The following is a 22,517-nucleotide window of genomic DNA, read 5'->3' as shown; positions in this document are numbered from 1 at the left end:
CGCCCGCCCGGGCGGCCGTACAACCCGTGGCTGCAGAGGCCGAGTTGACCCCGCACCCGGCTGGCTATCCTGCACGCATGACGAAGATCGACATGGCGGCATCGGACGCCGAACTGGCCGTGGCGGCAGCGCAGGCGGGCGCCGCCGTGGTGCGCGAGATGTACGGGGAGCCGCTGGCCCGCTTCGAGAAGTCCGCCGGCGACTTCGCCACGGCGGCCGACCTCGCGGCCGAGAAGGCCATCCTCGACGTCCTGCGCGCCGCCCGGCCCGAGGACGCCGTGACGGGCGAGGAGAGCGGACGCACCGGAGCCGACGAGGCGCGGCGCCGCTGGCTGGTCGACCCGCTGTGCGGCACCCTCAACTACGCCGTGCGCACCATGCTCGTCGGCGTGAACGTTGCCCTGCGGAGCGGTACGGACATCACGGCCGCCGCGACGGCCGACCCGTTCAGCGGCGAGGTGTTCTGGACCGACGGCACAAGGGCCCGGCTCCGTCTCGACGGCAAGGACGAGGACTTGGCGCCGTCGCCGGATTCCCGGCTGGTGGACATCAACCTCGACCCGCCCTTCCCCAACGCGCCCGGCTTCCAGGCGGTGCGCCTGCTGGCCGAACCGGGCTTCGTGCAGCGGTTCCGGCCCCGGGTGGTCTCCACGACCCTCGCGGTGGCCTGGGTCGCCGCCGGTCGCAGGGCCGCCTACGTCACCGACGGCGACCTGCGCGACAGCGTGCACTTCGCGGCCGGGATCGCCCTGTGCCGGGCCGCCGGCTGCACGGTCACCGGCATCCACGGCCAGCCCCTGCACACCGGCGCGGGCGGACTGATCGTGGCGGCCGACCAGGACACGCACGCCGCGCTGCTGGAGCTGGCTGAGCGCCAGCGCCGCTGAATTTCGAGGTTTCAGGTTCCGAAGTCTTGTGGCCCGCTTGTCTCATCACTTAAATCAAAACATGAACTAAGCCTTGGGGTCGGCATCTTGACCCCACTTCCGCATGGAGCCATGGAGCCGCAGCATGAAACTGAGAAGCCTGGGCATCGCGCTCGCCGCAACGGCGGCGCTGATCGCCCTGCCCACCACCCACCCACCGGCCGCCGCGGCCGAAACCCCCTTGTCGCAGGGGAAGACGGCCACCGCGTCGTCCGAGGAGAACTACGGCACCACCGCCGCCAAGGCCGTCGACGGTGACACCGGTACCCGCTGGTCCTCGGCCGCCACCGACGACCAGTGGCTGGAGGTCGACCTGGGCTCCACCGCCTCCGTCACCCAGGTGGTGCTCGACTGGGAGACCGCGTACGGCAAGGACTACAAGGTTCAGATATCGAAGGACGGCACCTCCTGGACCGACCTGAAGTCCGTCACCGGTGGTGACGGCGGCGTCGACACGCTCGACGTGTCCGGCCAGGGCCGCTATGTGCGGATGCTCGGCGTGCACCGCGCGACCCCATGGGGCTACTCCCTCTGGGAGTTCCAGGTCTTCGGCTCGACGAGCTCCACCCAGCCCACCTGCGGCACCGCCAACGCCGCGCAGGGCAGGCCCGCCACCGCCTCCTCCACCGAGAACGCCGGCACCCCGGCCTCCGCCGCCTTCGACGGCAGCACCTCCACCCGCTGGTCCAGTCAGGCCGCCGACCCGCAGTGGCTCCAGGTCGACCTCGGGTCGGTGCAGGACCTGTGCAAGGTCGACCTGAACTGGGAGACCGCGTACGGCAAGGACTTCCAGATCCAGGCCTCGGCCGACGGCCAGAACTGGAGCACCCTCAAGAGCGTCACCGGCGCCGGCGGCGGCACGGCCTCCTACGACGTCAGCGGCTCGGGCCGCTACGTCCGGATCTACGGCACCGCCCGCGGCACCGGGTACGGCTACTCCCTGTGGGAGGTCGCCGTGCACACCGGTTCCACCGGCGTACCGCCCGTCCAGGGCGGCGGTGACCTCGGCCCGAACGTCATCGTCGTCGACCCCTCCACCCCGAACCTCCAGCAGAAGTTCGACGACGTCTTCAAGCAGCAGGAGTCGAGCCAATTCGGCACCGGCCGCTACCAGTTCCTGCTCAAGCCGGGCACCTACAACGGCATCAACGCCCAGATCGGCTTCTACACCTCGATCTCCGGGCTCGGCATGAACCCCGACGACACCCAGATCAACGGCGATGTCACCGTGGACGCGGGCTGGTTCAACGGCAACGCCACGCAGAACTTCTGGCGTTCGGCGGAGAACCTCGCCGTCAAGCCGTCCAACGGCACCGACCGCTGGGCGGTCGCCCAGGCGGCCCCCTTCCGCCGTATCCACGTCCAGGGCGGGCTCAACCTTGCCCCGAACGGCTACGGTTGGGCCTCCGGCGGCTACATCGCCGACTCGAAGATCGACGGCACCGTCGGCCCGTACTCCCAGCAGCAGTGGTACACCCGTGACAGCTCGGTCGGCGGCTGGACCAACGGCGTCTGGAACATGACCTTCTCCGGCGTCCAGGGCGCCCCGGCGACCAACTTCGACAGCGGCCCGTACACGACCCTCGACACCACCCCGATCTCCCGCGAGAAGCCGTTCCTCTACCTGGACGGCTCCACGTACAAGGTGTTCGTCCCCGCCAAGCGCACCAACGTCCGCGGAGTCTCCTGGCCTGCCGACGCGGGCACCTCCCTCCCGCTCGACCAGTTCTACGTCGTCAAGCCGGGCGCGACCGCCGCCACCATCAACGCGGCCCTGGCCCAGGGCCTCAACCTCCTCTTCACGCCCGGCGTTTACCACCTCGACCAGACCATCGATGTCACCCGCGCGAACACCGTCGTCCTCGGCCTGGGCCTCGCCACCCTGGTCCCGGACAACGGCATCGACGCGATGCACGTGGCCGACGTGGACGGTGTGAAGCTGGCCGGGTTCCTCATCGACGCGGGTTCGGTCAACTCCGACACCCTGCTGCGGATCGGCACGCCCGGCGCGACCGCCGACCACTCCGCCAACCCCACCACCATGCAGGACGTGTTCTTCCGTATCGGCGGCGCGGGCCCCGGTCTCGCCACCAACTCCGTGGTGGTCAACAGCGACGATGTCATCATCGACCACACCTGGATCTGGCGCGCCGACCACGGCAGCGGCGTCGGCTGGGACACCAACCGCGCCGACTACGGCCTCCGGGTCAACGGCAACGACGTGCTCGCCACGGGCCTGTTCATTGAACACTTCAACAAGTACGACGTGTACTGGAGCGGAGAACGCGGCCGGACGATCTTCTTCCAGAACGAGAAGGCCTACGACGCCCCGAACGCCGCCGCCATCACCCACGACGGCATCGTCGGCTACGCGGCCTACAAGGTCGCCGACTCGGTCGGTACGCACGAGGCGTGGGGCCTGGGCAGCTACTGCAACTACACGGCCGATCCCTCGATCGTGCAGGCCCACGGCTTCCAGGTCCCGGCGGCCCCGGGCATCAAGTTGCACGACCTGCTGGTGATCTCCCTCGGCGGCAACGGGCAGTACGCCCACGTCGTCAACGACACCGGCGCCCCCACCTCGGGCACGAGCACCGTCCCCTCCAAGGTGACCCAGTTCCCGTAGGCGGACCGGCGTCACCCACCGGGACCAGCAGAACAGGCGCGCGGCGGCCGGGGCGGGTGTGATGGACCCGTCCCTTCGTCAATCAGTGAGGCGACTCATGCGTGTACGTACCTTCGCCGCAACAGCCCTCGTCGCAGGCGTTCTCGCGCTCGGCGGCTCGACGACCGCATTCGCGGCGGACCCGGACCCGGCCGTCGGCGTCGCACAAGACAGCCCCGGCGTCTTCTCGGGCAACGTGGTCCAGGTCCCGGTCGACGTCGACGCCAACGTGTGCGGCAACTCCATCGACATCGTCGGGCTGCTGGACCCGGCCTTCGGCAACTTCTGCAGCACCGCGGACTGACGCCTCCCGTGCGCCGGCTCCCTGCTCGGGGGCCGGCGCACGGTCATGCGGTGGCACGCCTCAGTCGCGCGCCGCGGCAGGCCGGTCCGCCGTGTTGCCCCGGTGGCGCAGCAGCAGCCGTCTCGCGGGCCGTTCCACCGCCTCGTACAGCACCCAGGACAGCGCGAGCGACACGGTGAACGCGACGGCGGTCACCGCCAGCCCCGCGAGCACACCGAAGTGCGGCTTGTTGCCCAGCAGGTGCGTGCCGGCGCGCAGCACCAGCAGGTGAATCATGTAGAAGGCGAACGACAGTTCCCCCAGCCGTACCACCAGCCGGTACCTCCACAGCGACGGCAGCCCCTGCAGATCCGCGATGGCCGCCGCCGGGATGAGCAGCACGAACCCGGCGAGCGTGCAGACCGTGGCCGAGTAGCCCGGCGTGACCTGCGGGACGAGGAAGTAGCCGATGATCGCCAGGGCCAGCGAGGCCTCCAGCCCGGGCCCGCGCCAACGGCCCAGCACCACCAGCCGGGCGGTGACCGCGCCGAGGACGAACTCGGGCAGCCGGGCGGCGGGGAACGAGTACAGCGACTGGGTCGTCCAGTCGTGGGCGTCCGCCCTGGCCAGCACGAGGACCGCCGCTACCGCCAGCGCGCCCACGGCGGCCGAACCGCGCGCGCCGAGCCTGCGCAGCATCAGGAACAGCAGCGGGAACGACGCGTAGAAGAACGCCTCGCAGGCCAGCGACCAGCTGACCGGGTTCAGCGTCTGCCACCACGGGTGCCACCAGGAGTGCAGCAGCAGGACGTTCGCCAGGGCCTGCTTCGCCGTCGGCCTTGGCTGGTGCGCCAGCGTGTACGCCATCACGAGCGCGACGGCCAGCGTGACCAGGTGCACCGGGTAGACCCGGGCGATGCGCCGCCGCCAGAAGCCCAGCGCGCGGTCGCCGGGTCTCGCGGACCACGTCAGCACGAAACCGGACAGCACGAAGAAGAAGGACACCCCCGTGGCACCGGCTCCGAAGGCCCAGAAGACGATCCGGCCGCCGCCACCGCCGAAGTACCCGAAGTTGTTCACGTGCAGTCCGAACACCAGCAGCGCCGCCATCCACCGCAGTCCCGTGAGGGACGGCAGGGGCGTCAGGACGGCCGGCGGGGAGCGCCGGCCGGCCGTCGAGCCGGTTCGGGTGGGCGGCGTCGTCCGGGTGGTCCGGGGCGTCGCCGTGCTCATCGAATCACCTGCCGCAGGGGGGTCGCGTGGGGCATGAAGGGGAGCGTTGCCCGTTCACCGCCGATCCATCACGTCACGTGGCAAACATCACACTGCTGCCGAACGACACAACCGCCGCGATGCTACGGACGGCCGGACCGGTACGCCCGTACGAGTGACCGCTGCCTGAGCGTTGCCCCGCGGGCCGGCGGTGTCAGCCGGCCAGGGCGGCGAGGGTGGCGTCGAGGTCGGTGCCCTGGGGCTGGTTGTGGGGGAGCTTGGCGAGGATCTTGGCCATGCCGCAGGTGTTGCTGAGGGCGGAGAAGACCAGACCGCCGGCGACGCCCGCGCAGAGCAGGCGGACCTTGGGCCAGCGCTGTCCGGCGAGCAGCCCGGTCAGGACGAGGGAGCCGGCGGCGAGGCGGACCTGGCGGTCCATGGCCCAGGGCGTGCGGGTGGCGCCGGCGGGCCGGTGGGTGTCGTGGCCGAGCTGCGTCCAGGCGGTGGTGCCACCGGTGAGGGTGGCGGCGGTGATCCCCTGCTCGGCCAGGCGCTCGCCGGCGGTCGCGGAGCGGGCGCCGGAGGCGCACACGACGAGGAGGTCGCCGCGGCCGGCGGCTGTCCTCAGGGCGGGCAGGGCCTGGTCCAGGCGGTCGAGGGGGATGTTGTGGGCGCCGGGCAGGTGACCGGAGGCGTACTCACCGGGGGTGCGCACGTCGATGACGGTCAGCTCGTGCAGGCGGGCGCGGGCCTGGTCCGCGGTGAGGGAAGTGGTGGGTGCCACGGGGATTTTCCTTTGCTGTTCAGTGGTTACCCCTTCGCTAGGATACCCAAGGGGGTATCTCGAAGGAGCGTGGGTCGTGGAACTGTCGATGGCGGCTGAGGAACTGAAGACGGCGGTCAACCGGCTGCGCCGGGCGCAGGGCCAGATCGCCGGAGTGATCAAGATGATCGAGGACGGGCGGGACTGTGAGGACGTGGTGACGCAGCTCGCGGCGGCCTCCCGTGCCCTGGACCGGGCGGGCTTCGCGATCATCGCCACCGGCCTGCAGCACTGCCTGACCGACGGGGACACGGAGACCTCCGAGGACCGGGAGCAGATGCGCGCCCGCCTGGAGAAGCTCTTCCTTTCGCTGGCCTGAGCACAGGTGGGGTGCCGTGCACCCCATCGCTCCGGCTCCTCGGGCTCAGGTGAGGGCGTCGACGAGCATGAAGGCGGCCACGGCCAGGAGCGAGACCGCGAAGGTCCGTTGCAGCAGGGTGCCGGTGACCTTGGCGGCCAGGCGCTTGCCGTCCCACGCGCCGAGGATCGCGGCCCCGGCGAAGGGGCCGATCACCGCCCAGTGCAGGCCGGCCGTGGTGGCTCCGCGGGTGGCGAGCGAGGCCATGCTGTTCGTCGAGATGACCAGCAGGCTGGTGCCGACGGCGGCCTGCATCTCGAAGGCCAGCACCGTGACCAGGGCGGGGACCGCGAGGAAGCCCCCGCCGACCCCGAGCAGCCCCGTCAGCGCCCCCAGCCCCGCACCGGCCCCCGCTGCCTTCGCCGGCCGTACCGCCGACGCCGGACCGATGCTCGCCCGGCCGGCGGGACGCAGCATGCGCACGGCGGCGAGTGCGGCGACGGCGGCGAACGCGGCGGTCAGCAGCGGCTGTGGCAGGCGGGAGGCGGCAGCTCCGGCCGCGGCGGCGGGCAGAAGTCCGGCCGCGGCGAAGAGGGCACCGGCTCTCCAGCGCACGTTGCCGGCGCGGGCATGGGCGTACAGGGCGGTGAGCGAGGTGGCAGTGACGATGATCAGGGCGGCGGTGGTGGCCGCGGCCGGGGTGAAGCCGAGCAGGTAGATCAGCGCGGGCACCGCCAGGACGCTGCCGCCCCCGCCGAGCGCGCCGAGCGCGAGCCCGACCACGGCACCGGCGACCAGGGCCAGGATCAGCGCGCTCACGCTATGACACCGCTGGCGCCGCGGTCGTCGGTGACCGGCAGGCCCTCGCGGGCCCATGCGGTCATGCCGCCGACGACGTCGGTGGCCTCCACGCCGCGCGCGGCGAGGAGGCCGGCGGCCGTGCGGGAACGGTTCCCGGAGCGGCAGATCGCAACCACCGGCCGGCCCTGTGCGGCTGCCGGAAGCCCGGCCCCCGCCGTCAGGCGGCTCAGCGGCAGGTGCAGCGCGCCGGGCGCGTGCCCGGCCTGCCACTCCGGTGTTTCGCGGACATCCAGCAGTACGGCCGGCCCGTCGCCGGTCTGCCGGTGGGCCTCGTGCGGGGTGAGGCGGCCGGGGCCACGGCGAAGACGCGAGAACAGCGAGAACATCGTTTGATCACTCCGTGCGGGTGGTGCGGGGAAAGTCGTTCAGTCAGTGCCGTGGGACCTGGCGAGCGTGAGGCCCGCGGCGCCGGCGGCGTCGAAGCCGTCGTCGACGGCGACCACGTCACGGCCGGCGGCATCGAGCAGGGAGGCGGCGATCGCCGCGCGCATGCCGCCCGCGCAGCGCACCCACACCACGCCGTCCGGCACCTCGCCGATGCGGCCGGGCAGTTCGTGGACCGGGATGTGGACCGAGCCGTCGACGTATCCGCCCGCGCGTTCGGAGTCGCGCCGCACGTCCAGCACCACCATCTGCTCGCCGCGCCGACGCACCTCGGCGAGGTCGGCGAAATCGGCGCGCGGGAAGGAGGCGAGCCGCTCGCCTTCCCGGACCCAGGTGGCCGCCTCGCCCGTGGCGGCGGCGGCCGGGCGGTCGATGCCGACCCTGGCCAGCTCCCGCTGTGCGTCGGTGACCTGCTCGGGCGTCTCGGCGAGCAGTGTTATGGGCTTGCCCCAGGGGATCAGCCAGGCCAGGTAGGTGGCGAGCTTGCCCGCGCCCTCGAAGTTGAACGATCCGGCCACATGCCCCTCGGCGAAGGCGACCCGGTTGCGCAGGTCCACCACCCATTCCCCGGCGGCCAGCCGGGCGGCGATCTCCGCGGCGTCCGCGGGCTTCGGCGGGGTGAGGTCGAGGGGCGCGGGGCCTGCGGCGTTGGCCGGGGCCATGTGCGCGTAGTAGGCGGGGATGTCGTCCAGTCCGGCGAGCAGCTCGGCGACGAAGGTGTCCACGTCCTTGGTCAGCGCGTCGTTGCTCTTGCGCTCCCGGCCGATCGTGCTCGCGTGCCCCTCCGCCTGGGAGGAGGAGCAGAAACTGCCGAAGCCGTGGGTGGGCAGCACCGGGACTTCGTCGTCCAGCTCGTCCGCCAGGCGGTGCGCGGAGGCGTGCTGGGCGCGGGCCAGCTGCTCGGTCAGCCGCGGCTCGACCAGGTCCGGCCGGCCCACGGTGCCGATCAGCAGCGAACCTCCGGTGAACGCCGCGACCTCCCGGCCGTCCTCTGCCAGCACGTAGGAGGTGTGGTGCGGGGTGTGACCGGGGGTCGCGATCGCCCGCAGGACCAGGTCCTCGTCCACGAGGAACGTGTCGCCGTCGGCGACCGGGGTCCGGGCGAAGGCGACCGCCGCCGCGGCCGGCACCAGGTAGCGGGCGCCGGTCACGCGGGCCAGCTCCAGACCGCCGGTGACGTAGTCGTTGTGCAGATGGGTCTCGGCCACCAGCGCGATACGCACCCCACGCCGGGCCGCCGCCGCGATGACCTGCTCGAAGTCCCGAGGCGGGTCCACCACGACCGCGACCCTGGCCCCGCCGGCCAGGTAGCTGCGATTGCCCAGGCCCTCGAACTCCAGCGTTTCAACGAAGAACACGACTGCGACTCCTCTTGAGTGATGTACCCCCGGGGGTATCTGTCACTCAGCCTAACAGGGATACCCCGGGGGGTATTCCGCGCGGCTGCGAAGGCCGGCGCCCCAGAGGGAGGCGAGCCCTCGCTCGTTCGGAGGACGCCCCGGCCTGCCGTGCCGCGGTCCGCCGCTCGGCGCCGGATGATGCGTGCGTGCTCCCGCGGCACCGCCGGGCGGTGCCCTGACGTCGCGCCCGGCGGTGCCGCGTGGAGCAAAGCCACGCAGAAGCAAATCCTCGGCGGCGACACGCGATCAAAATTGCATCGTTCGTTTTCTTGAATGATTCGTGTTTATGGGGGTAGGTTCGGTCTCATGACCGCCTCCCCGACCCCGAACACCGCCGAGCAGCTCCGCGGTGCCGGCCTGCGCGTGACAGCAGCCCGCGTCGCGCTGCTGGAGACCGTCCGGGACGGAGATCACCTCGGCGTCGAGGCGATCGCCTCCGGGGTGCGTGCCCGCGTGGGCCACATCTCTTTGCAAGCCGTATACGAGGCCCTGCACGCCCTCACCGGCGCGGGTCTCGTACGCCGTATCGAACCGGCCGGCCACCCGGCCCGGTTCGAAGGACGGGTCGGCGACAACCACCACCACATCGTGTGCCGGGCGTGCGGTGTCGTAGCCGACGTCGACTGCGCTGTCGGCGACGCGCCCTGCCTGACCGCATCCGACGACCGCGGTTTCGCCATCGACGAGGCCGAGGTCGTCTACTGGGGCACCTGCCCCGACTGCTCCACCGGCCGCAGTTTCTGAGCACCGAGTTCCGTTCAGTTCGGAAGGATTGCCATGACTGACAACTACGACGAGTTCGCCGCGAATAAGTCGGAGGAGGGGAGCGGCGGCTGCCCGGTCGTGCACGGTCGCGCCCCGCACCCGACCCAGGGCGGCGGCAACCGCCAGTGGTGGCCGGACCGGCTCAACCTGAAGATCCTTGCCAAGAACCCTGCCGTGGCCAACCCGCTCGGCGAGGACTTCGACTATGCCGAGGCGTTCCAGGCCCTCGACCTTCCGGTCGTGAAGCGGGACATCGAGGAGGTGCTCACCACCTCCCAGGAGTGGTGGCCGGCCGACTTCGGCCACTACGGCCCGCTCATCATCCGTATGGCCTGGCACAGCGCGGGCACCTACCGCATCAGTGACGGCCGCGGTGGCGCCGGCGCCGGTCAGCAGCGCTTCGCGCCGCTGAACAGCTGGCCGGACAACGCCAACCTGGACAAGGCCCGCCGTCTGCTGTGGCCGGTGAAGAAGAAGTACGGCAAGAGCCTGTCCTGGGCCGACCTGATGATCCTCGCCGGCAACGTCGCGCTGGAGTCGATGGGCTTCACCACCTTCGGCTTCGGCGGTGGCCGTGAGGACGTGTGGGAGGCGGAGGAGGACGTCTACTGGGGTCCCGAGACCACCTGGCTGGACGACAAGCGCTACACCGGCGACCGCGAGCTGGAGAACCCGTTCGGCGCCGTCCAGATGGGCCTCATCTACGTCAACCCGGAGGGCCCGAACGGCAACCCGGACCCGCTGGCCGCGGCCCGCGACATCCGCGAGACGTTCCGCCGGATGGCGATGAACGACGAGGAGACGGTCGCCCTGATCGCCGGCGGCCACACCTTCGGCAAGACCCACGGCGCGGGCCCGGCCGACCACGTCGGCGCCGACCCCGAGGCCGCCGACCTGGCGGAGCAGGGCCTGGGCTGGAAGAGCAGCTACGGCACCGGCAAGGGCGCGGACGCCATCACCTCCGGCATCGAGGTCACCTGGACCACCACGCCGACCCGGTGGAGCAACAACTTCTTCGAGAACCTGTTCGGCTACGAGTGGGAGCTGACCAAGAGCCCCGCCGGCGCCAATCAGTGGAAGCCGAAGGACGGCGCGGGCCAGGGCACGGTCCCGCACGCCCACGACTCCTCGAAGAAGATCGCGCCGAACATGCTCACGACGGACCTGTCGCTGCGCTTCGACCCGGTCTACGAGCCGATCGCCCGCCGCTTCTACGAGAACCCCGACCAGTTCAAGGACGCCTTCGCCCGTGCCTGGTACAAGCTGACCCACCGCGACATGGGCCCGAAGTCCCTGTACCTCGGCCCGGAGGTCCCGCAGGAGACGCTGCTGTGGCAGGACCCGCTGCCGGAGCGCGAGGGTGAGCTGATCGACGCCGCGGACATCGCGGCCCTCAAGGCCAAGCTGCTCGACTCGGGCCTGTCCGTGTCCCAGCTGGTCACCACCGCCTGGGCGTCCGCCTCGACCTTCCGGGGCAGCGACAAGCGCGGCGGTGCCAACGGTGCCCGCATCCGCCTGCAGCCGCAGCGCGGCTGGGAGGTCAACGAGCCCGACGAGCTGGCCCAGGCGCTGCGCGCGATCGAGGGCGTCCAGCAGGAGTTCAACGCCTCCTCCGGCGCCAAGAAGGTCTCCCTGGCCGACCTCATCGTCCTCGGCGGTGTCGCGGCCGTGGAGAAGTCCGCGAAGGACGGCGGCTTCGACGTCGAGGTGCCCTTCACCCCGGGCCGCGTCGACGCGACCGAGGAGCACACCGACGCCGAGTCCTTCGAGGCGCTGGAGCCGGCCGCGGACGGCTTCCGCAACTACGTCGGCAAGGGCACCCGGCTGCCGGCCGAGTACCTGCTGCTCGACAAGGCGAACCTGCTGAACCTGAGCGCCCCCGAGACGACGGTCCTCGTCGGCGGTCTGCGTGTGCTGGGTGCCAACCACCAGCAGTCGCAGCACGGCGTCCTCACCGAGACGCCCGGCGTTCTGTCCAACGACTTCTTCGTCAACCTGCTCGACCTGGGCACGACGTGGAAGTCGACGTCCGAGGACCAGACCACGTTCGAGGGCCGCGATGCCGCCACGGGCGAGCTGAAGTGGACCGGCACCCGTGCCGACCTCGTCTTCGGCTCGAACTCCGAGCTGCGCGCGCTCGCCGAGGTCTACGCCTGCGACGACGCGAAGGAGAAGTTCGTGAAGGACTTCGTCGCCGCGTGGGACAAGGTCATGAACAGCGACCGGTTCGACCTCGTCTGATCGTCGGGCTGAGCACCACCGCCGAGGGCGTCCAGCCGGTCCGCAGGGGCCGGCCGGGCGCCCTCGGCGTATGCGATCGGCGTCAGTGGCCGAGCGCCGCCGCGCCCGCCTGGGCGTACTTCTCGTCCAGGTCGCCGGACGGGGCGCCCGCGACGCCGATGCCCGCGACCGGGGCGCCCTTGGCGGTGACCGGCGCGCCACCCGCCAGGAACAGCGTGCCGGGGATGTCCTTCAGCGTCGGCACCTGCGTCAGCCGCTTGGCCAGCTCCGAGGTGGGCGCGTTCCAGGAGACGGCCGTGAACGCCTTCCGCTCGGCGGACTCGTACGACTGCGGGCCCGCCCCGTCGCCGCGCAGGGTCACCAGGGCGTTGCCGTTGCGGTCGACGACCGCCACCGACACCTTCTGGCCCTCCTTCTCGGCGGCGTCCACCGCGGCCTGCGCCGCCTTCGTCGCGGCGTCGAGGGTGAGGTGCGTGCTCTGGGTGAGGTTGCCGCCCGCCGCCGCGACGGGAGCGGCGGGGGCGGCGGGGGCGGCGCCGGTGGAGTCGGCGGCGTTGGCGGCGACGGTACCGACGACACCGGCACCGACGACGGCCAGGGCGGCGCCGCCGACGAGGACGCGGGTACGGCGGGACGGCTTCTTGCGGCTGTGCATACGAGGCACCTTCCTGAGGCATGGCCGAAGGCTTGAACGCCGGAGGCCCGAAACGGGGGAGCGGGATCGCTCCGGTTTCGATCCTCGGCCCGGATCCGGCCTCTCACGGTCGACGTACCGGGTGTCCCCGGGGTCATCCGATCGGATGACCCCGGCCGAGTCGGCTCGGGGAACAATGGAGGGTGTTTGCCCAGTTCAGCGCGGAGACGAGGGAGGTGCCACCGGTGGCCGAGCCCGAACGCGACGACACCCGCGCCCTCACCGTCGTCATGCACACGGCGTTCTTCGTGCTGCTGTCCGCGTCCCTCGTCCGTTACCTGGCCCGGCACGCCGAGGGCCCGCGCACCCCCTGGATCATCGCGCTGTCGCTGCTGCTGGCGGCGCTGTACGTGCTCGGCCCGGCGCTCGGCACCCGCCCCACCCTGCGCCGGCTGACCTGGCTGGGCCTGGTGGTGGGCACCTGGGCGGTGCTCGCGGTGATGGCCCCCAGCTTCGTCTGGTGCGCGGTCCCCCTCTTCTACACCAGCCTGCGTACCCTCCCGGCGCGCGCCGCGATCCCGCTCGTCGCGCTGCTGACCGCGCTGGCGGTGGCGGCCCAGCTGAGCCTGGCGGGCTGGCCGGACCCCAACGTCCTGCTCGCCCCGCCGGCCGTGGCCGCCGTGGCCACCACCGTCTTCGTCGTCATGCAGCGGCAGTCGGCCCGCCGGGACGCGCTCATCGCCGACCTGGTCCGCACCCGGCGCGAACTCGCCGCCACCGAGCGGCGCGAGGGCACCCTCGCCGAGCGCGAGCGCCTCGCCCGGGAGATCCACGACACCCTCGCCCAGGGCCTGTCCAGCCAGCGCATGCTGCTCCAGGCTGCGGACCGGCTGTGGGACACCGCCCCCGGCACGGCCCGGGACCACGTCCGCACGGCGGCGGAGATCGCCGAGCGCAGCCTCGCCGAGGCCCGCCGCTTCGTCCACGACCTGACCCCGGCCGACCTCGCCGAGGGCGGCGGTCTGCTCCAGGCGCTCCGCGCGGTCGCCGAGCGCGAGACGACGCCCACACTCACCGTCCTCGTGCACGCCGAGGGCGCGCCGCCCGCCACACTGCCCGCTCCCGTCGAGTCCGCCCTGCTGCGCATCGCCCAGGGAGCCCTGGCCAATGTCCGGGAACACGCGGGCGCCACGACGGCCGCCCTCACCCTGACCTGCCTGGACGACCAGATCGTCCTGGACGTGACGGACGACGGCCGCGGCTTTGACCCCGAGGCGCCCGCATCCCCGGATGCCGTCGCCGGGCAGCGCGGGCACGGCCTGCCCGCCATCCGCGCCCGCCTGCGCCAGCTGGGCGGCACCCTGACCGTCGAATCGGCCCCCGGCCGGGGCACGGCCCTGTCGGCGTCGATCCCCCTGGAGCCCCGATGAGCACACCGCCCGAGACACCGGGGACGCCCGGACCGTCCGAGCGCACCCCCGTCCGCCTCCTCGTCTGCGACGACCACGCCGTCGTACGCGCCGGTCTGCTGGCCCTCCTGCACAGCGCGCCGGACATCGAGGTCGTCGGCGAGGCCGGCAGCGGGGAAGAGGCCCTCGCCCTCGCCCGCAAGGCCGCCCCGGACGTCGTCCTCATGGACCTCCAACTCGGCGTCGGCATCGACGGCGTGGAGACCACCCGCAGGCTGCGCGAGCTCACGCCCGCCCCGCACGTCCTGGTCCTGACGACGTACGACACCGACGCGGACGTCACCCGGGCCATCGAGGCGGGCGCCACCGGCTACCTCCTGAAGGCCGAGCGCGCCGAGGACCTGTTCGCGGCGATCCACGCCGCCGCCCAGGGCCGCCCGGCGCTGTCGGCCCCGGTCGCCGACCGGGTCATGTCCCGGCTGCGCAACCCCCGCCCGGCGCTCACACCACGCGAACGCGACATCCTCGCCCACCTCGCGCGGGGCCTGCCCAACCACGCCATCGCCCGCGCCCTGTTCATCAGCGAGGCCACGGTCAAGACCCACCTGAGGCGCATCTACGACAAGCTCGGCGTGGACACGCGTGCGGGCGCGGTGGCCGTGGCGAAGGAACAGCGGCTGCTGCCCTGAGTGTTCTGAGTAGGAGTACTCATGACACCCCCTCCGCGGGGCGCGAGGATCGGGGCCTCACACCGGTGAGCCGCCCCCGGAGATCACCGGTGATCGTGCTGCTCACCGCGGGTTTCCCAGTACCGGCAGTAATATGATCACCTAGTTTCCGGTTGCACCAGTCAGTCAACTTCTGCGCCGTCCGGTGGACGCGCGCCCTGCCCGGAGATGCCCCATGTCCTCTGTCAACGACGCCTTGGAAAACGCCCGTATCACGTACGAGCAGCACGTAGCCGCCTGCCGCCAGTGCCAGGCCGATGCCGCTCTCTGCGCCGTGGCGAAACACTTCTGGCGTCAGTACAACAACGCCCGCAGAGACCAGCTCCGTGCGACGGGGGCGGGAGCCCCGACGGCCTGAGGGGTCGTCAACTCGCGCTTATGGTCAGGTCGTTGTGCCGTACACCTCGGGTACGTTGCTCCGGGGTGCCGGGCCGTACCGCGTCGACGGGCCCTTGGCGAAGGTGTGCAGGACGTTCTCCGTGGTGCGCGTGACGAACGTGCGGGTGCGGCCGTCCATGCCGTGGTCGCGGCCGAGCTCGCCGGTGCCGGCCAGCAGGGCCTCCACCCAGCGCATGGTGCCGGTCGCGAACACGCCCGCCCCGCCGGCGGTCGTGTAGTACGCCGAGTCGCTGTGGCTGGGCCGGCCGCCGCAGACCAGCGGGGAGTGCGCGACGATCTCCAGCGGGCCCGGGGTGGGGGCGGCGGGGGTGACCCGGTCGTACTCGACGCCGACCAGGTGGGCGAAGCGCTCACCGGCGCGTACGCCCGTGCCGTCGTACAGCCAGTGATCGGCGGCGTGGACGACGTAGGGGGCGTCCACCGGATACCCCTCGTAGAGCACGCCGGTGAGGGAGGACTCCGGGTCGGGGGCGGGCGGGCGCCGGTAGTCGGTGGTCACCAGCTCCGGGGCGGAGGCGTAACAAGGGTCGGTGCGGTAGGCGGACTTGTAGCAGATCACCGTGCGGTCGCCCGCCCCCTGCCCGGCCTCCAGCCGGACCCGCCGGAAGCACGTGTTCGCGCCGAGGAAGGCGATGTTCGTACCGGCGTCGCGCGCCTGCGTGACGTGCGCCCGCTGCTGTGGCGTCCAGTACTCGTCGTGGCCCAGACAGACGACCGCGTGCGCGCCGCGCAGCACCGCGGGGTCGCGGTGCACGTCGACACCGGTGGTGTAGGCGAGCGGGATGCCCAGGCGTTCGGCCAGCACCACCAGCGCCCGCTCGTACACCAGGAACTTCTCGGCGCCGTTGCCGTCGTAGGGGCGGTCGAAGCTCACCGCGAGCGAACGCGTGGCGTACCCGCCCACCGGGCCGTCGTAGAGGCTGTAGCCGCCCCAGCGGTTGTACGCCTGCCAGGTGGCCGGGGCGTGCAGCAGAACCGTGCGGCCCGCCGCCTCCGTGGAGCGGACGATCAGGGGGACGTACCGCTGCTGCCCGGTGTCCGCCTCCAGCCGCAGCAGATAGGCCCCCTCCGGCCAGCCGGCGGTGTCCAGGGACAGCGTCGCGGGCCAGTCGGCGCGCACCGTGCGGGTGGCCGGCAGCAGGTGCGGGTGCGGCTGGGCGCGGCCCGGTATCCGGGGCGAGGTCCATATGCGGCGGGCCTGCGCACCGCCGTACCAGCCGACCCGGAAGGCGGAGACACGGAACGACGCGGCGGTGGTCGACACGTGCAGGCCGCACGCCTCACCCGGCGTCACGCTCACCTGGTCCGTGTACCCGGCCACCGCGTCCGGCGGGCCCGCCGAGCGCAGGCGCCAGTCGGTGGTGCCGGGGGCGTCCCGCTCCGCCTCCGGCCGCAACCGGGCGGCTCGGGTGCCCTGGGCGTCCCGATGCGGAGGTGTGCCCGTGCAGGCCGTCGCCGTGCCGAGGCCCAGGCCCGCGCACAGGGTCAGGAAGCGCCGCCGGTCCGGGCCGGGACCGGCCGGCGGCGACGTGCCGTGTTCCGGAGCCACCACACCTCCCGGACCGCGCCTCGAGGTTCGTACCTCAGCCAGGCTTCCGAGCCCTGCGCGACTCGCGCAACCGCGACGCGGGCCGGGCAGCCCGGTATCGGCGCACGCAGGTACGGGCGGGGGCCGCCCGCCGCCGGGAGCCGGCCGTTGAGCCGTTCGGGTGAGCCGCGCGTCCTACAGCGGCGGCTCGTCCAGGAGTTCCCGCAGCCAGTCGGCGCTGTGCGTGTCTCCCGGCCCGGTGCCGGAGGCGGTCGGGAAGAGACGGCCCCAGGAGCAGGCGCGGCCCAGGGCGCTCAGGCGCCACGCGAGGCTCATCGCGCGCCGCAGCTCGGCCGCCGTGCGGCCGGTACCCGTCCAGGGCTCCAGGTAGGCGTCGCGCAGCCGGGGCAGGACGCCGGGGCCGTACCGGTCGACGGCCCGTTCGGCCGGGACCCGGAGGCTGCAGAACGGGTGGGAGACGGCGGCGTCGCCCCAGTCGAAGAAGGTGAACCGGCCCGGCGCCGGGTGGAACAGCTGGCCGTCGTGCAGATCCGAGTGGTCGAGGGTGTCCTCGATGCCCACGGCGGCCAACTCATCGCACCAATCCACGAGTTGCGGCCTGAGAGCGCTGAGCCGCGCACGGTCCTCCGTCTCCAGCGCGGTGTTCTGCGCGAGCAGCGCGTCGAAGACCTCGGGCAGGGCGGGGGTCCGTGCGCTCGGGACGCCCAGCCGCTCGATCTCGCTCGCGTACGGCACCAGGGCGCGCTGCATGCTCGCGTACTGCGAGAGCAGGTCCTCCCAGGCGCGGGGCTCGACGGCCGTCCGGGAGAGGACGTCCCGGAACAGCTCGCCCCCGTCGGGCAGCAGCGACCAGCCGCGCTCGGCGTCGACGGCCAGCGGCTCCAGCACGTCTCCGGGCACCCAGCGGGCCAGCGCTGCGGTGAGCGGCCCCTCGAACGCGCTGGCCGGCGGATTCGCCTTGAACCAGACCGGGTCCTCGCCCGCCACGGGCACCCGCGCCAGGACGGACCACGGCCGCAGCCGCACCCGCCAGCCCCCGGCCGCCCGCAGCCCCTGTGCCGCCAGCCCGTCCGCCACCCAGTCGAGGGCGGCGGCCCGCCAGGACTCGTCCTCCCACGGAGTCACAGCGCCCTCGTACTGCCCGCGGTCCACGGCCATCGTTGCTTCGTCCTGCATCACGCCATTCCAGCAACGGGGGCCGCCCCGTGGCCAGCGGTTTTCCGTACCCGGGGAGAAGAAGGCCGCGGAAGTCCGTGAGCGATCCGGGAGGGTCCCGTCGCCTCAACGGCATCACGGTCAGCGGCGCTTGGGGAGCACAACGGCGACGCCCCCGGCTGGCGGCCGGGGGCGTCGTTCATTGCGGGGCGGGTGGGCGGTGTCAGGCGGCCGTGTGCTGCCTGCGGCGCCGGGTCAGGTACGTGCCCGTGATGCCCGCGGCCAGCAGGGCGCCCACGCCGAGGCCGACCGGCACGGCCGGGGACGACGAGGAGGCGGACGCGGTGTTCTGCATCGCCGGGCCGGGGGTGATGCTCGTGGCCACCGGGGCGACCGGCTCGATCGGGCCGATGTGCTTCACCGAGCCGTCCGCGTGCAGCAGCACCTGCTTGTTGTTCGGGTGCGCGAAGTCGAACATGCCCGCGAGCGAGCCGGCACCGGCGTCGAAGGAGTGGTCGCCGATGCGGCCGGTGTGCCAGTTGTCCTCGATGAAGCGGGTGATGGACGCCTGGTCGGTCAGCATGTGGTCGACCTTGTTGACCTTGCTGTAGGGCGAGACGACGAGCAGCGGCTGGCGGGTGCCGGGACCGCAGCGGTCCGCGTAGCCGCCGGACGCCGCCGGGCCGGCCTGGCAGGCGGGGCTGTCCGTCGCCTTGCCGTTGGAGCCCAGCGAGGTGTCCTTCGAGCCGTTGCGCGGGGCCGCGTAGGCGTGGTCGTACCAGCCGTCGGAGTCGTCGTAGGCGATCACGACCGCCGTGGACTTCCACTGCGGGGAGCTCTGGATCGCGTTGATCTGCTTGACCAGGAAGTGCTGCTCGTCGGTCGGGTCCGAGTAGGCCGCGTGGCCGTCCTGGAACTCGGGGGCCTTCACGAAGCTGACGGCCGGCAGCTTGCCCGCCTTGAGCGCCGCGCCGAAGTCGGTCAGGTCGTAGTTGTGGTTGGCCTGTCCGGCGTGGCCGATCTCGTCCACGTTCCTGGGCGCCAGGTGGTGCGGGTTGGAGGTGGACTTGTAGTACTCGAACGGCGAGTGGTGCGGGCTGTAGTCGGGCACGGACGCGCCACCGATGTTGGTGTGCGCGGCCTCGCACTTGGCGTAGTGGCCCTGCTGCGCGTCCCACGCGGTGGTCGGGCGGAAGCCGCCCTGGAACCAGCCCCAGCTGACGTGCTTGGCGTTGAGCAGGTCACCGATGTTCCTGCCCTGCATCGCGGCGAGCGCGTTGGTGCTGGTGTGGTTCTTGTCCGAGCAGTCGTCGAAGGCGGGGTCGGGGTCGTTGATGACCGTGCCGACACCCTTGGCGTCGGGGGACTTGACCGTGTACGCGTCCGGCGTCGGGGTCTGCTTCGGGTTCTCGGTGCCGGAGGCGGGGTCCACGGAGATCACGCCGTGCGTCTGACCGGAGATCAGGTTGAGCGCGCCGGGCGTGGAGGGCCCGTAGGCCGAGCTGAAGGCGCGGTCGGACATCGAGTAGTGCTGGGCGTAGTTCCACAGCGCGGTCACGGTGTTGCCGTCGTAGTAGTCCATCACCAGGCCGGGCTCGCCGAACAGGCCGCCGCTGCACTTGTCGACCTCGGTGTTCTGCACATACTGGTCGGCCTTGCCGCCGTCGGCGGCGTACTGCTCGGCGCCGTAGCTGTGGTTCTGGTCGCAGGTCATCGCCTGGGACGGGGCGAGCCGCTTCGGCGTGTACTGGTTGGGGTTCTTCGTCAGCAGCCCGGCGTGCGCGAGCGTGTCGATGTTCTGCGGCGTGGTCCGCGACGCGTGGAACTTCGTGCCGTCGGTGTTCGCGGCCTTCGGGTAGGTCGCGAAGTAGTGGTCGAAGGAGACGTTCTCGTCGAAGAGCACGACGACATGCTTGATGGGCGTCGCGGTCGCCGCGTACCCGCCGGAGGGCGTGGCCGCCCAGCCGGCCGCGCCACTGCCGAGCATGGTGAGTGCCGCCGCACCGGCGAGCACTCCCAGGCTGCTCATCGTTGCTCGTCTTCCATTGCTGGCCATGGTGGTTCACCCTCCGAACAGGAACGTCTGTGCGTCGTACGAGCACGGATGCTGCGTGAGGTGTACGGCGCGTCGGCGGAGCCATGGTGGCCCATGAGTGAACAGCGAGTCAGGGAACCTGGGGCAAAGTTTGACGGTGTGTTGACCCGAAAGGGTGCCGAACCACGACGAGTTGTCCGGACAGGCTCAGGTCAGCAGGGCCCGCCCGTACCAGTCCGACGCGTCCCGGACGCCGGGCAGCGCGAAGAAGTAGCCGCCGCCGAACGGGCTGATGTAGTCGGTCAGCGGCTCGCCCGCGAGCCTGCGCTGCACGGCCTCGAACTGCCGCGCCACATCCTGCTGGTAGCAGCAGAACAGCAGGCCCATGTCGAGATTGCCGTTGTGGTCCATGCCGCGGTCGTAGTTGTAGGCGCGGCGCAGGATGCGCTGGCCTTCGGTGGCGGCCGTACGGGGGTTGGCGAGCCGGATGTGGGCGTCCAGCGGGATGACGTCACCCTTGGGGTCGTCGGTGTACTTCGGTGTGTCGTGCTCCTGGTCGCCGTCCAGCGGCGCGCCGGAGGACCGGGACCGTCCGAACATGCGTTCCTGCTCGCTGAGTGAGACCCGGTCCCAGAACTCCACGAGCATCCGGATGAGCCGCACCACCTGGTAGCTGCCGCCGACCGCCCACTCCGGTTCGCCCGCACCCGCGTCCACCCACACCAGGCGGTTCATCTCGCGGGCGCTGCTCGCGTCCGGGTTGGCGATGCCGTCCTTGAACCCCATCAGATTGCGCGGGGTGCCCGAGGGCCGGGGCGGGCTGGTGAAGCCGTCCAGCCGCCAGCGGACCTGCATGCCGCCCCGGGTGTGCCGGGCGAAGTCGCGCAGCGCGTGCAGGGCGGTGTCCAGGTCGTCGGCGTGCAACTGGAGGCTGAGGTCGCCGTGGCACCAGTCGGTCTGGAGGTCGTCGTCCGGGAAGACGGGCATGGCGGTCAGCCGCCGGGGCCGCAGCGCGGCCAGACCGAACCGGTCGTCGAAGAGCGAGGCACCGGCGCCGACCGTCACGGCCAGCGCCCCGGCGGGCAGCCGGTCGCCGAGGATGCCCGAGTCGGCGGGCGGGGCGGTGATGCCCACCGGCGCGGGTGTCCCGCCGGACGTCAGGAATCGCGCGCGGTCGGTGAGCGTGCGCAGCAGGTCGGCGAGGTCCGCCCGATCGCCGGCGGTCACGTCCAGGGCGGCGAACACGCTCGCGCGGCGCGGCGCGGCGAGCACGGACGCCTGGTGGACGCCGTGGAAGGGCGCCGCGGGTGCTGCGTCCGGGCCGGGCTGCGTGGCCGGAGCCGCCGCACCGCCCGCGGCAAGTCCCGCGCCCGCGAGGGCGGCACCGCGCAGGAAACCGCGCCGCGCCACCCCACCGGTCGGCTCCTGCGCGCTCACACCGTCCTCCTCGGGTCACACAGGGTCGCCACCGAGGCCAGCGGTTCCACCAGGTCGCCGAAGACCGAGTCCGTTCCTTCCCGCTGGGCGCGGCTCAGCCGGTCCAGGGGGGTCCACCGGCCGCCGTGCCGGAAGCCGTCGAGCGTGTGCTGCGCGCGGTCCAGCTCCCGGTCCAGGCCGGCCAGACGGGGATAGCGGGTGGCGAGCAGCGGACGCAGCCGGGACAGCACCTGGCGGGTGCCGTCGAGGTTGGCGCGGGCTGTGGCGAGGTTGCTGCCACTGCCGTAGTCGGTCCGGCCGGTCAGCTCGAACTGCACGGTGTTCTCCAGGATCTCGTGTGCGCGCAGACCCAGCTGGGCCGGGTCCATGCGGGTCTGCGACCAGCTGTCACGCAGCCCCGACACGGCCTTGGCCAGGGCCGCCGCCGGGCCGCGCAGCTCCGCGGCCGACTGCCCCTGCCACAGGCCGTACTCGACGCGGTGGAAGCCGGTGAAGTCCTTGTCGCGCACTCCGCCGGCGAGCCCCGCGTCCGTGCCGTTGATCCGCCCGTCAGCGTCCCCGAAGGCGTCGTACGCCGCCCCCAGCCGCTCGTACTCCAGATGCGCCGGCAGCCAGTCGGAGCGGGCGGCGGTGAGGTCGCCGCGGTCGATCGCCTGCCGCAGCTTCCGCGTGAGCCCCACGACCTTGTCGAGCCCGCCACCGACCCACTTCTGGTACTCGATCGCCGGCGGGATCAGATCGTGCTCCGTGACGGGGACTGCGCCCGGGCCGCGCCGGCCCGAGCCGACGCGGACTCGGGGCCCGGTGACGGCGTCGGCGTCGTCGGGCACGCACAGGAAGGCGTACGTCCCCCGGCCCAGGCGCACGGTCAACTGCCGCGTCGTCCCGGGGCCGATGCCCTCCACCTCGCCGTACACCGTCCGGCTGCCCGGGTCTTCGAGGTAGACCTCGGCGGCGTCGTCGGAGGTGTTGTGCAGGTCGAAGGTCTGCACCCCGGGCACCGGCCGTGTCCAGCCCCGCCCGCAGCGGCTCGGCGACACCTCGACGGAGATGTGCCGGGACGCGTCGGCCGGGTGCCGTCGGCCGAGGAAGGCGGCCAGGGTCCCGGCGCAGCCCACCGCGAGGACGAGGAGCACCACCGCGGCCGACCGCAGGGGCACGGACCGCCTGCGGAGGCGGGGCAGCGGCATGGTGAGCCTTTCGGGGACGAGCTGGGACGATGTCCGCCCGGTGTGAACGGCCGAGGGGACACCTTCATGCTAGGCAGTCGGCCGGAACCGAACGGCTGTTCAGGCGATTCGGTGACCAAGAAT

The 22,517-nt window shown here is 72.3% G+C and carries 19 protein-coding genes; 8 read left to right on the top strand and 11 right to left on the bottom strand.

The features are described 5' to 3' along the window. The first annotated feature begins 77 nt into the window (after positions 1-77). From ACWD35_RS28445 to ACWD35_RS28435, 3 genes are all read left to right on the top strand, one after another. Complete coding sequence (locus ACWD35_RS28445; protein ID WP_451354158.1) at positions 78-887, top strand: inositol monophosphatase family protein; 810 nt, start codon at positions 78-80, stop codon at positions 885-887. Between the two features lie 124 nt (positions 888-1,011). Beyond that, a complete protein-coding gene (locus ACWD35_RS28440) occupies positions 1,012-3,552 on the top strand; it encodes a discoidin domain-containing protein (protein ID WP_451354157.1) in 2,541 nt (846 codons plus the stop codon). Positions 3,553-3,649: 97 nt separating this feature from the next. Further along, complete coding sequence (locus tag ACWD35_RS28435) at positions 3,650-3,895, top strand: chaplin (RefSeq protein WP_451354156.1); 246 nt, start codon at positions 3,650-3,652, stop codon at positions 3,893-3,895. 60 nt (positions 3,896-3,955) lie between these two features. Here ACWD35_RS28435 and ACWD35_RS28430 read toward each other — a convergent pair whose 3' ends face one another. Both ACWD35_RS28430 and ACWD35_RS28425 read right to left on the bottom strand, forming a co-directional pair. Next, the gene (locus tag ACWD35_RS28430; RefSeq protein WP_451354155.1) at positions 3,956-5,107 is read right to left on the bottom strand and encodes an acyltransferase family protein; all 1,152 of its coding nucleotides are present in this window, start codon (positions 5,105-5,107) and stop codon (positions 3,956-3,958) included. A gap of 193 nt (positions 5,108-5,300) precedes the next feature. Continuing rightward, positions 5,301-5,870, bottom strand: coding sequence for a rhodanese-like domain-containing protein (locus ACWD35_RS28425; RefSeq protein WP_451354154.1), 570 nt, complete (start codon positions 5,868-5,870; stop codon positions 5,301-5,303). 76 nt (positions 5,871-5,946) lie between these two features. Between ACWD35_RS28425 and ACWD35_RS28420 the strand changes: the two genes are divergently transcribed. Then, positions 5,947-6,228: a metal-sensitive transcriptional regulator gene (locus ACWD35_RS28420; RefSeq protein ID WP_451354153.1), complete on the top strand. Its 282-nt coding sequence runs from the start codon at positions 5,947-5,949 to the stop codon at positions 6,226-6,228. 45 nt (positions 6,229-6,273) lie between these two features. Here the strand turns inward: ACWD35_RS28420 and ACWD35_RS28415 are convergent, their stop codons facing one another. Genes ACWD35_RS28415 through ACWD35_RS28405 form a run of 3 tightly spaced genes read right to left on the bottom strand, consistent with a single transcriptional unit; the run spans position 6,274 to position 8,810 of the window. After that, complete coding sequence (locus ACWD35_RS28415; protein WP_451354152.1) at positions 6,274-7,026, bottom strand: sulfite exporter TauE/SafE family protein; 753 nt, start codon at positions 7,024-7,026, stop codon at positions 6,274-6,276. Next, on the bottom strand, positions 7,023-7,394 hold the full coding sequence (locus ACWD35_RS28410; RefSeq protein ID WP_451354151.1) for a rhodanese-like domain-containing protein: 372 nt from the start codon (positions 7,392-7,394) through the stop codon (positions 7,023-7,025). The genes ACWD35_RS28415 and ACWD35_RS28410 overlap by 4 nt, the downstream gene beginning before the upstream one ends. A gap of 39 nt (positions 7,395-7,433) precedes the next feature. Next, on the bottom strand, positions 7,434-8,810 hold the full coding sequence (locus ACWD35_RS28405; protein WP_451354150.1) for an MBL fold metallo-hydrolase: 1,377 nt from the start codon (positions 8,808-8,810) through the stop codon (positions 7,434-7,436). A gap of 348 nt (positions 8,811-9,158) precedes the next feature. Between ACWD35_RS28405 and ACWD35_RS28400 the strand changes: the two genes are divergently transcribed. Then, the gene (locus tag ACWD35_RS28400; RefSeq protein WP_451354149.1) at positions 9,159-9,596 is read left to right on the top strand and encodes a Fur family transcriptional regulator; all 438 of its coding nucleotides are present in this window, start codon (positions 9,159-9,161) and stop codon (positions 9,594-9,596) included. A 33-nt stretch (positions 9,597-9,629) separates the two neighbouring features. Next, positions 9,630-11,858 (top strand): catalase/peroxidase HPI, encoded by a 2,229-nt coding sequence (gene katG, locus ACWD35_RS28395; RefSeq protein ID WP_451354148.1) that lies wholly within the window; start codon positions 9,630-9,632, stop codon positions 11,856-11,858. 82 nt (positions 11,859-11,940) lie between these two features. Here katG and ACWD35_RS28390 read toward each other — a convergent pair whose 3' ends face one another. Then, the gene (locus ACWD35_RS28390; protein WP_451354147.1) at positions 11,941-12,513 is read right to left on the bottom strand and encodes a GlcG/HbpS family heme-binding protein; all 573 of its coding nucleotides are present in this window, start codon (positions 12,511-12,513) and stop codon (positions 11,941-11,943) included. 224 nt (positions 12,514-12,737) lie between these two features. Here ACWD35_RS28390 and ACWD35_RS28385 point away from each other — a divergent pair, with 224 nt between their 5' ends. Together ACWD35_RS28385 and ACWD35_RS28380 are read left to right on the top strand one after the other, a co-directional pair. Next, on the top strand, positions 12,738-13,922 hold the full coding sequence (locus ACWD35_RS28385) for a sensor histidine kinase (protein WP_451354146.1): 1,185 nt from the start codon (positions 12,738-12,740) through the stop codon (positions 13,920-13,922). Beyond that, entirely contained in the window at positions 13,919-14,590 is a 672-nt protein-coding gene (locus ACWD35_RS28380) for a response regulator (RefSeq protein ID WP_451354145.1), read from the top strand. The genes ACWD35_RS28385 and ACWD35_RS28380 overlap by 4 nt, the downstream gene beginning before the upstream one ends. Positions 14,591-15,011: 421 nt before the next feature. Here the strand turns inward: ACWD35_RS28380 and ACWD35_RS28375 are convergent, their stop codons facing one another. The 5 genes from ACWD35_RS28375 to ACWD35_RS28355 form a co-directional block, all read right to left on the bottom strand. Next, the gene (locus ACWD35_RS28375; RefSeq protein WP_451354144.1) at positions 15,012-16,577 is read right to left on the bottom strand and encodes a N,N-dimethylformamidase beta subunit family domain-containing protein; all 1,566 of its coding nucleotides are present in this window, start codon (positions 16,575-16,577) and stop codon (positions 15,012-15,014) included. A 174-nt stretch (positions 16,578-16,751) separates the two neighbouring features. Beyond that, the gene (locus ACWD35_RS28370; protein WP_451354143.1) at positions 16,752-17,753 is read right to left on the bottom strand and encodes an aminoglycoside phosphotransferase family protein; all 1,002 of its coding nucleotides are present in this window, start codon (positions 17,751-17,753) and stop codon (positions 16,752-16,754) included. Positions 17,754-17,955: 202 nt separating this feature from the next. Further along, on the bottom strand, positions 17,956-19,761 hold the full coding sequence (locus tag ACWD35_RS28365) for a phospholipase C (protein ID WP_451354142.1): 1,806 nt from the start codon (positions 19,759-19,761) through the stop codon (positions 17,956-17,958). 213 nt (positions 19,762-19,974) lie between these two features. After that, complete coding sequence (gene efeB, locus ACWD35_RS28360) at positions 19,975-21,204, bottom strand: iron uptake transporter deferrochelatase/peroxidase subunit (RefSeq protein ID WP_451354141.1); 1,230 nt, start codon at positions 21,202-21,204, stop codon at positions 19,975-19,977. Continuing rightward, a complete protein-coding gene (locus ACWD35_RS28355; protein WP_451354140.1) occupies positions 21,201-22,394 on the bottom strand; it encodes an EfeM/EfeO family lipoprotein in 1,194 nt (397 codons plus the stop codon). The genes efeB and ACWD35_RS28355 overlap by 4 nt, the downstream gene beginning before the upstream one ends. Positions 22,395-22,517: the final 123 nt, after the last annotated feature.

The sequence above is a fragment of the Streptomyces sp. NPDC002671 genome (assembly GCF_053592475.1).
This window is presented reverse-complemented; position numbering and strand designations above follow the sequence as displayed.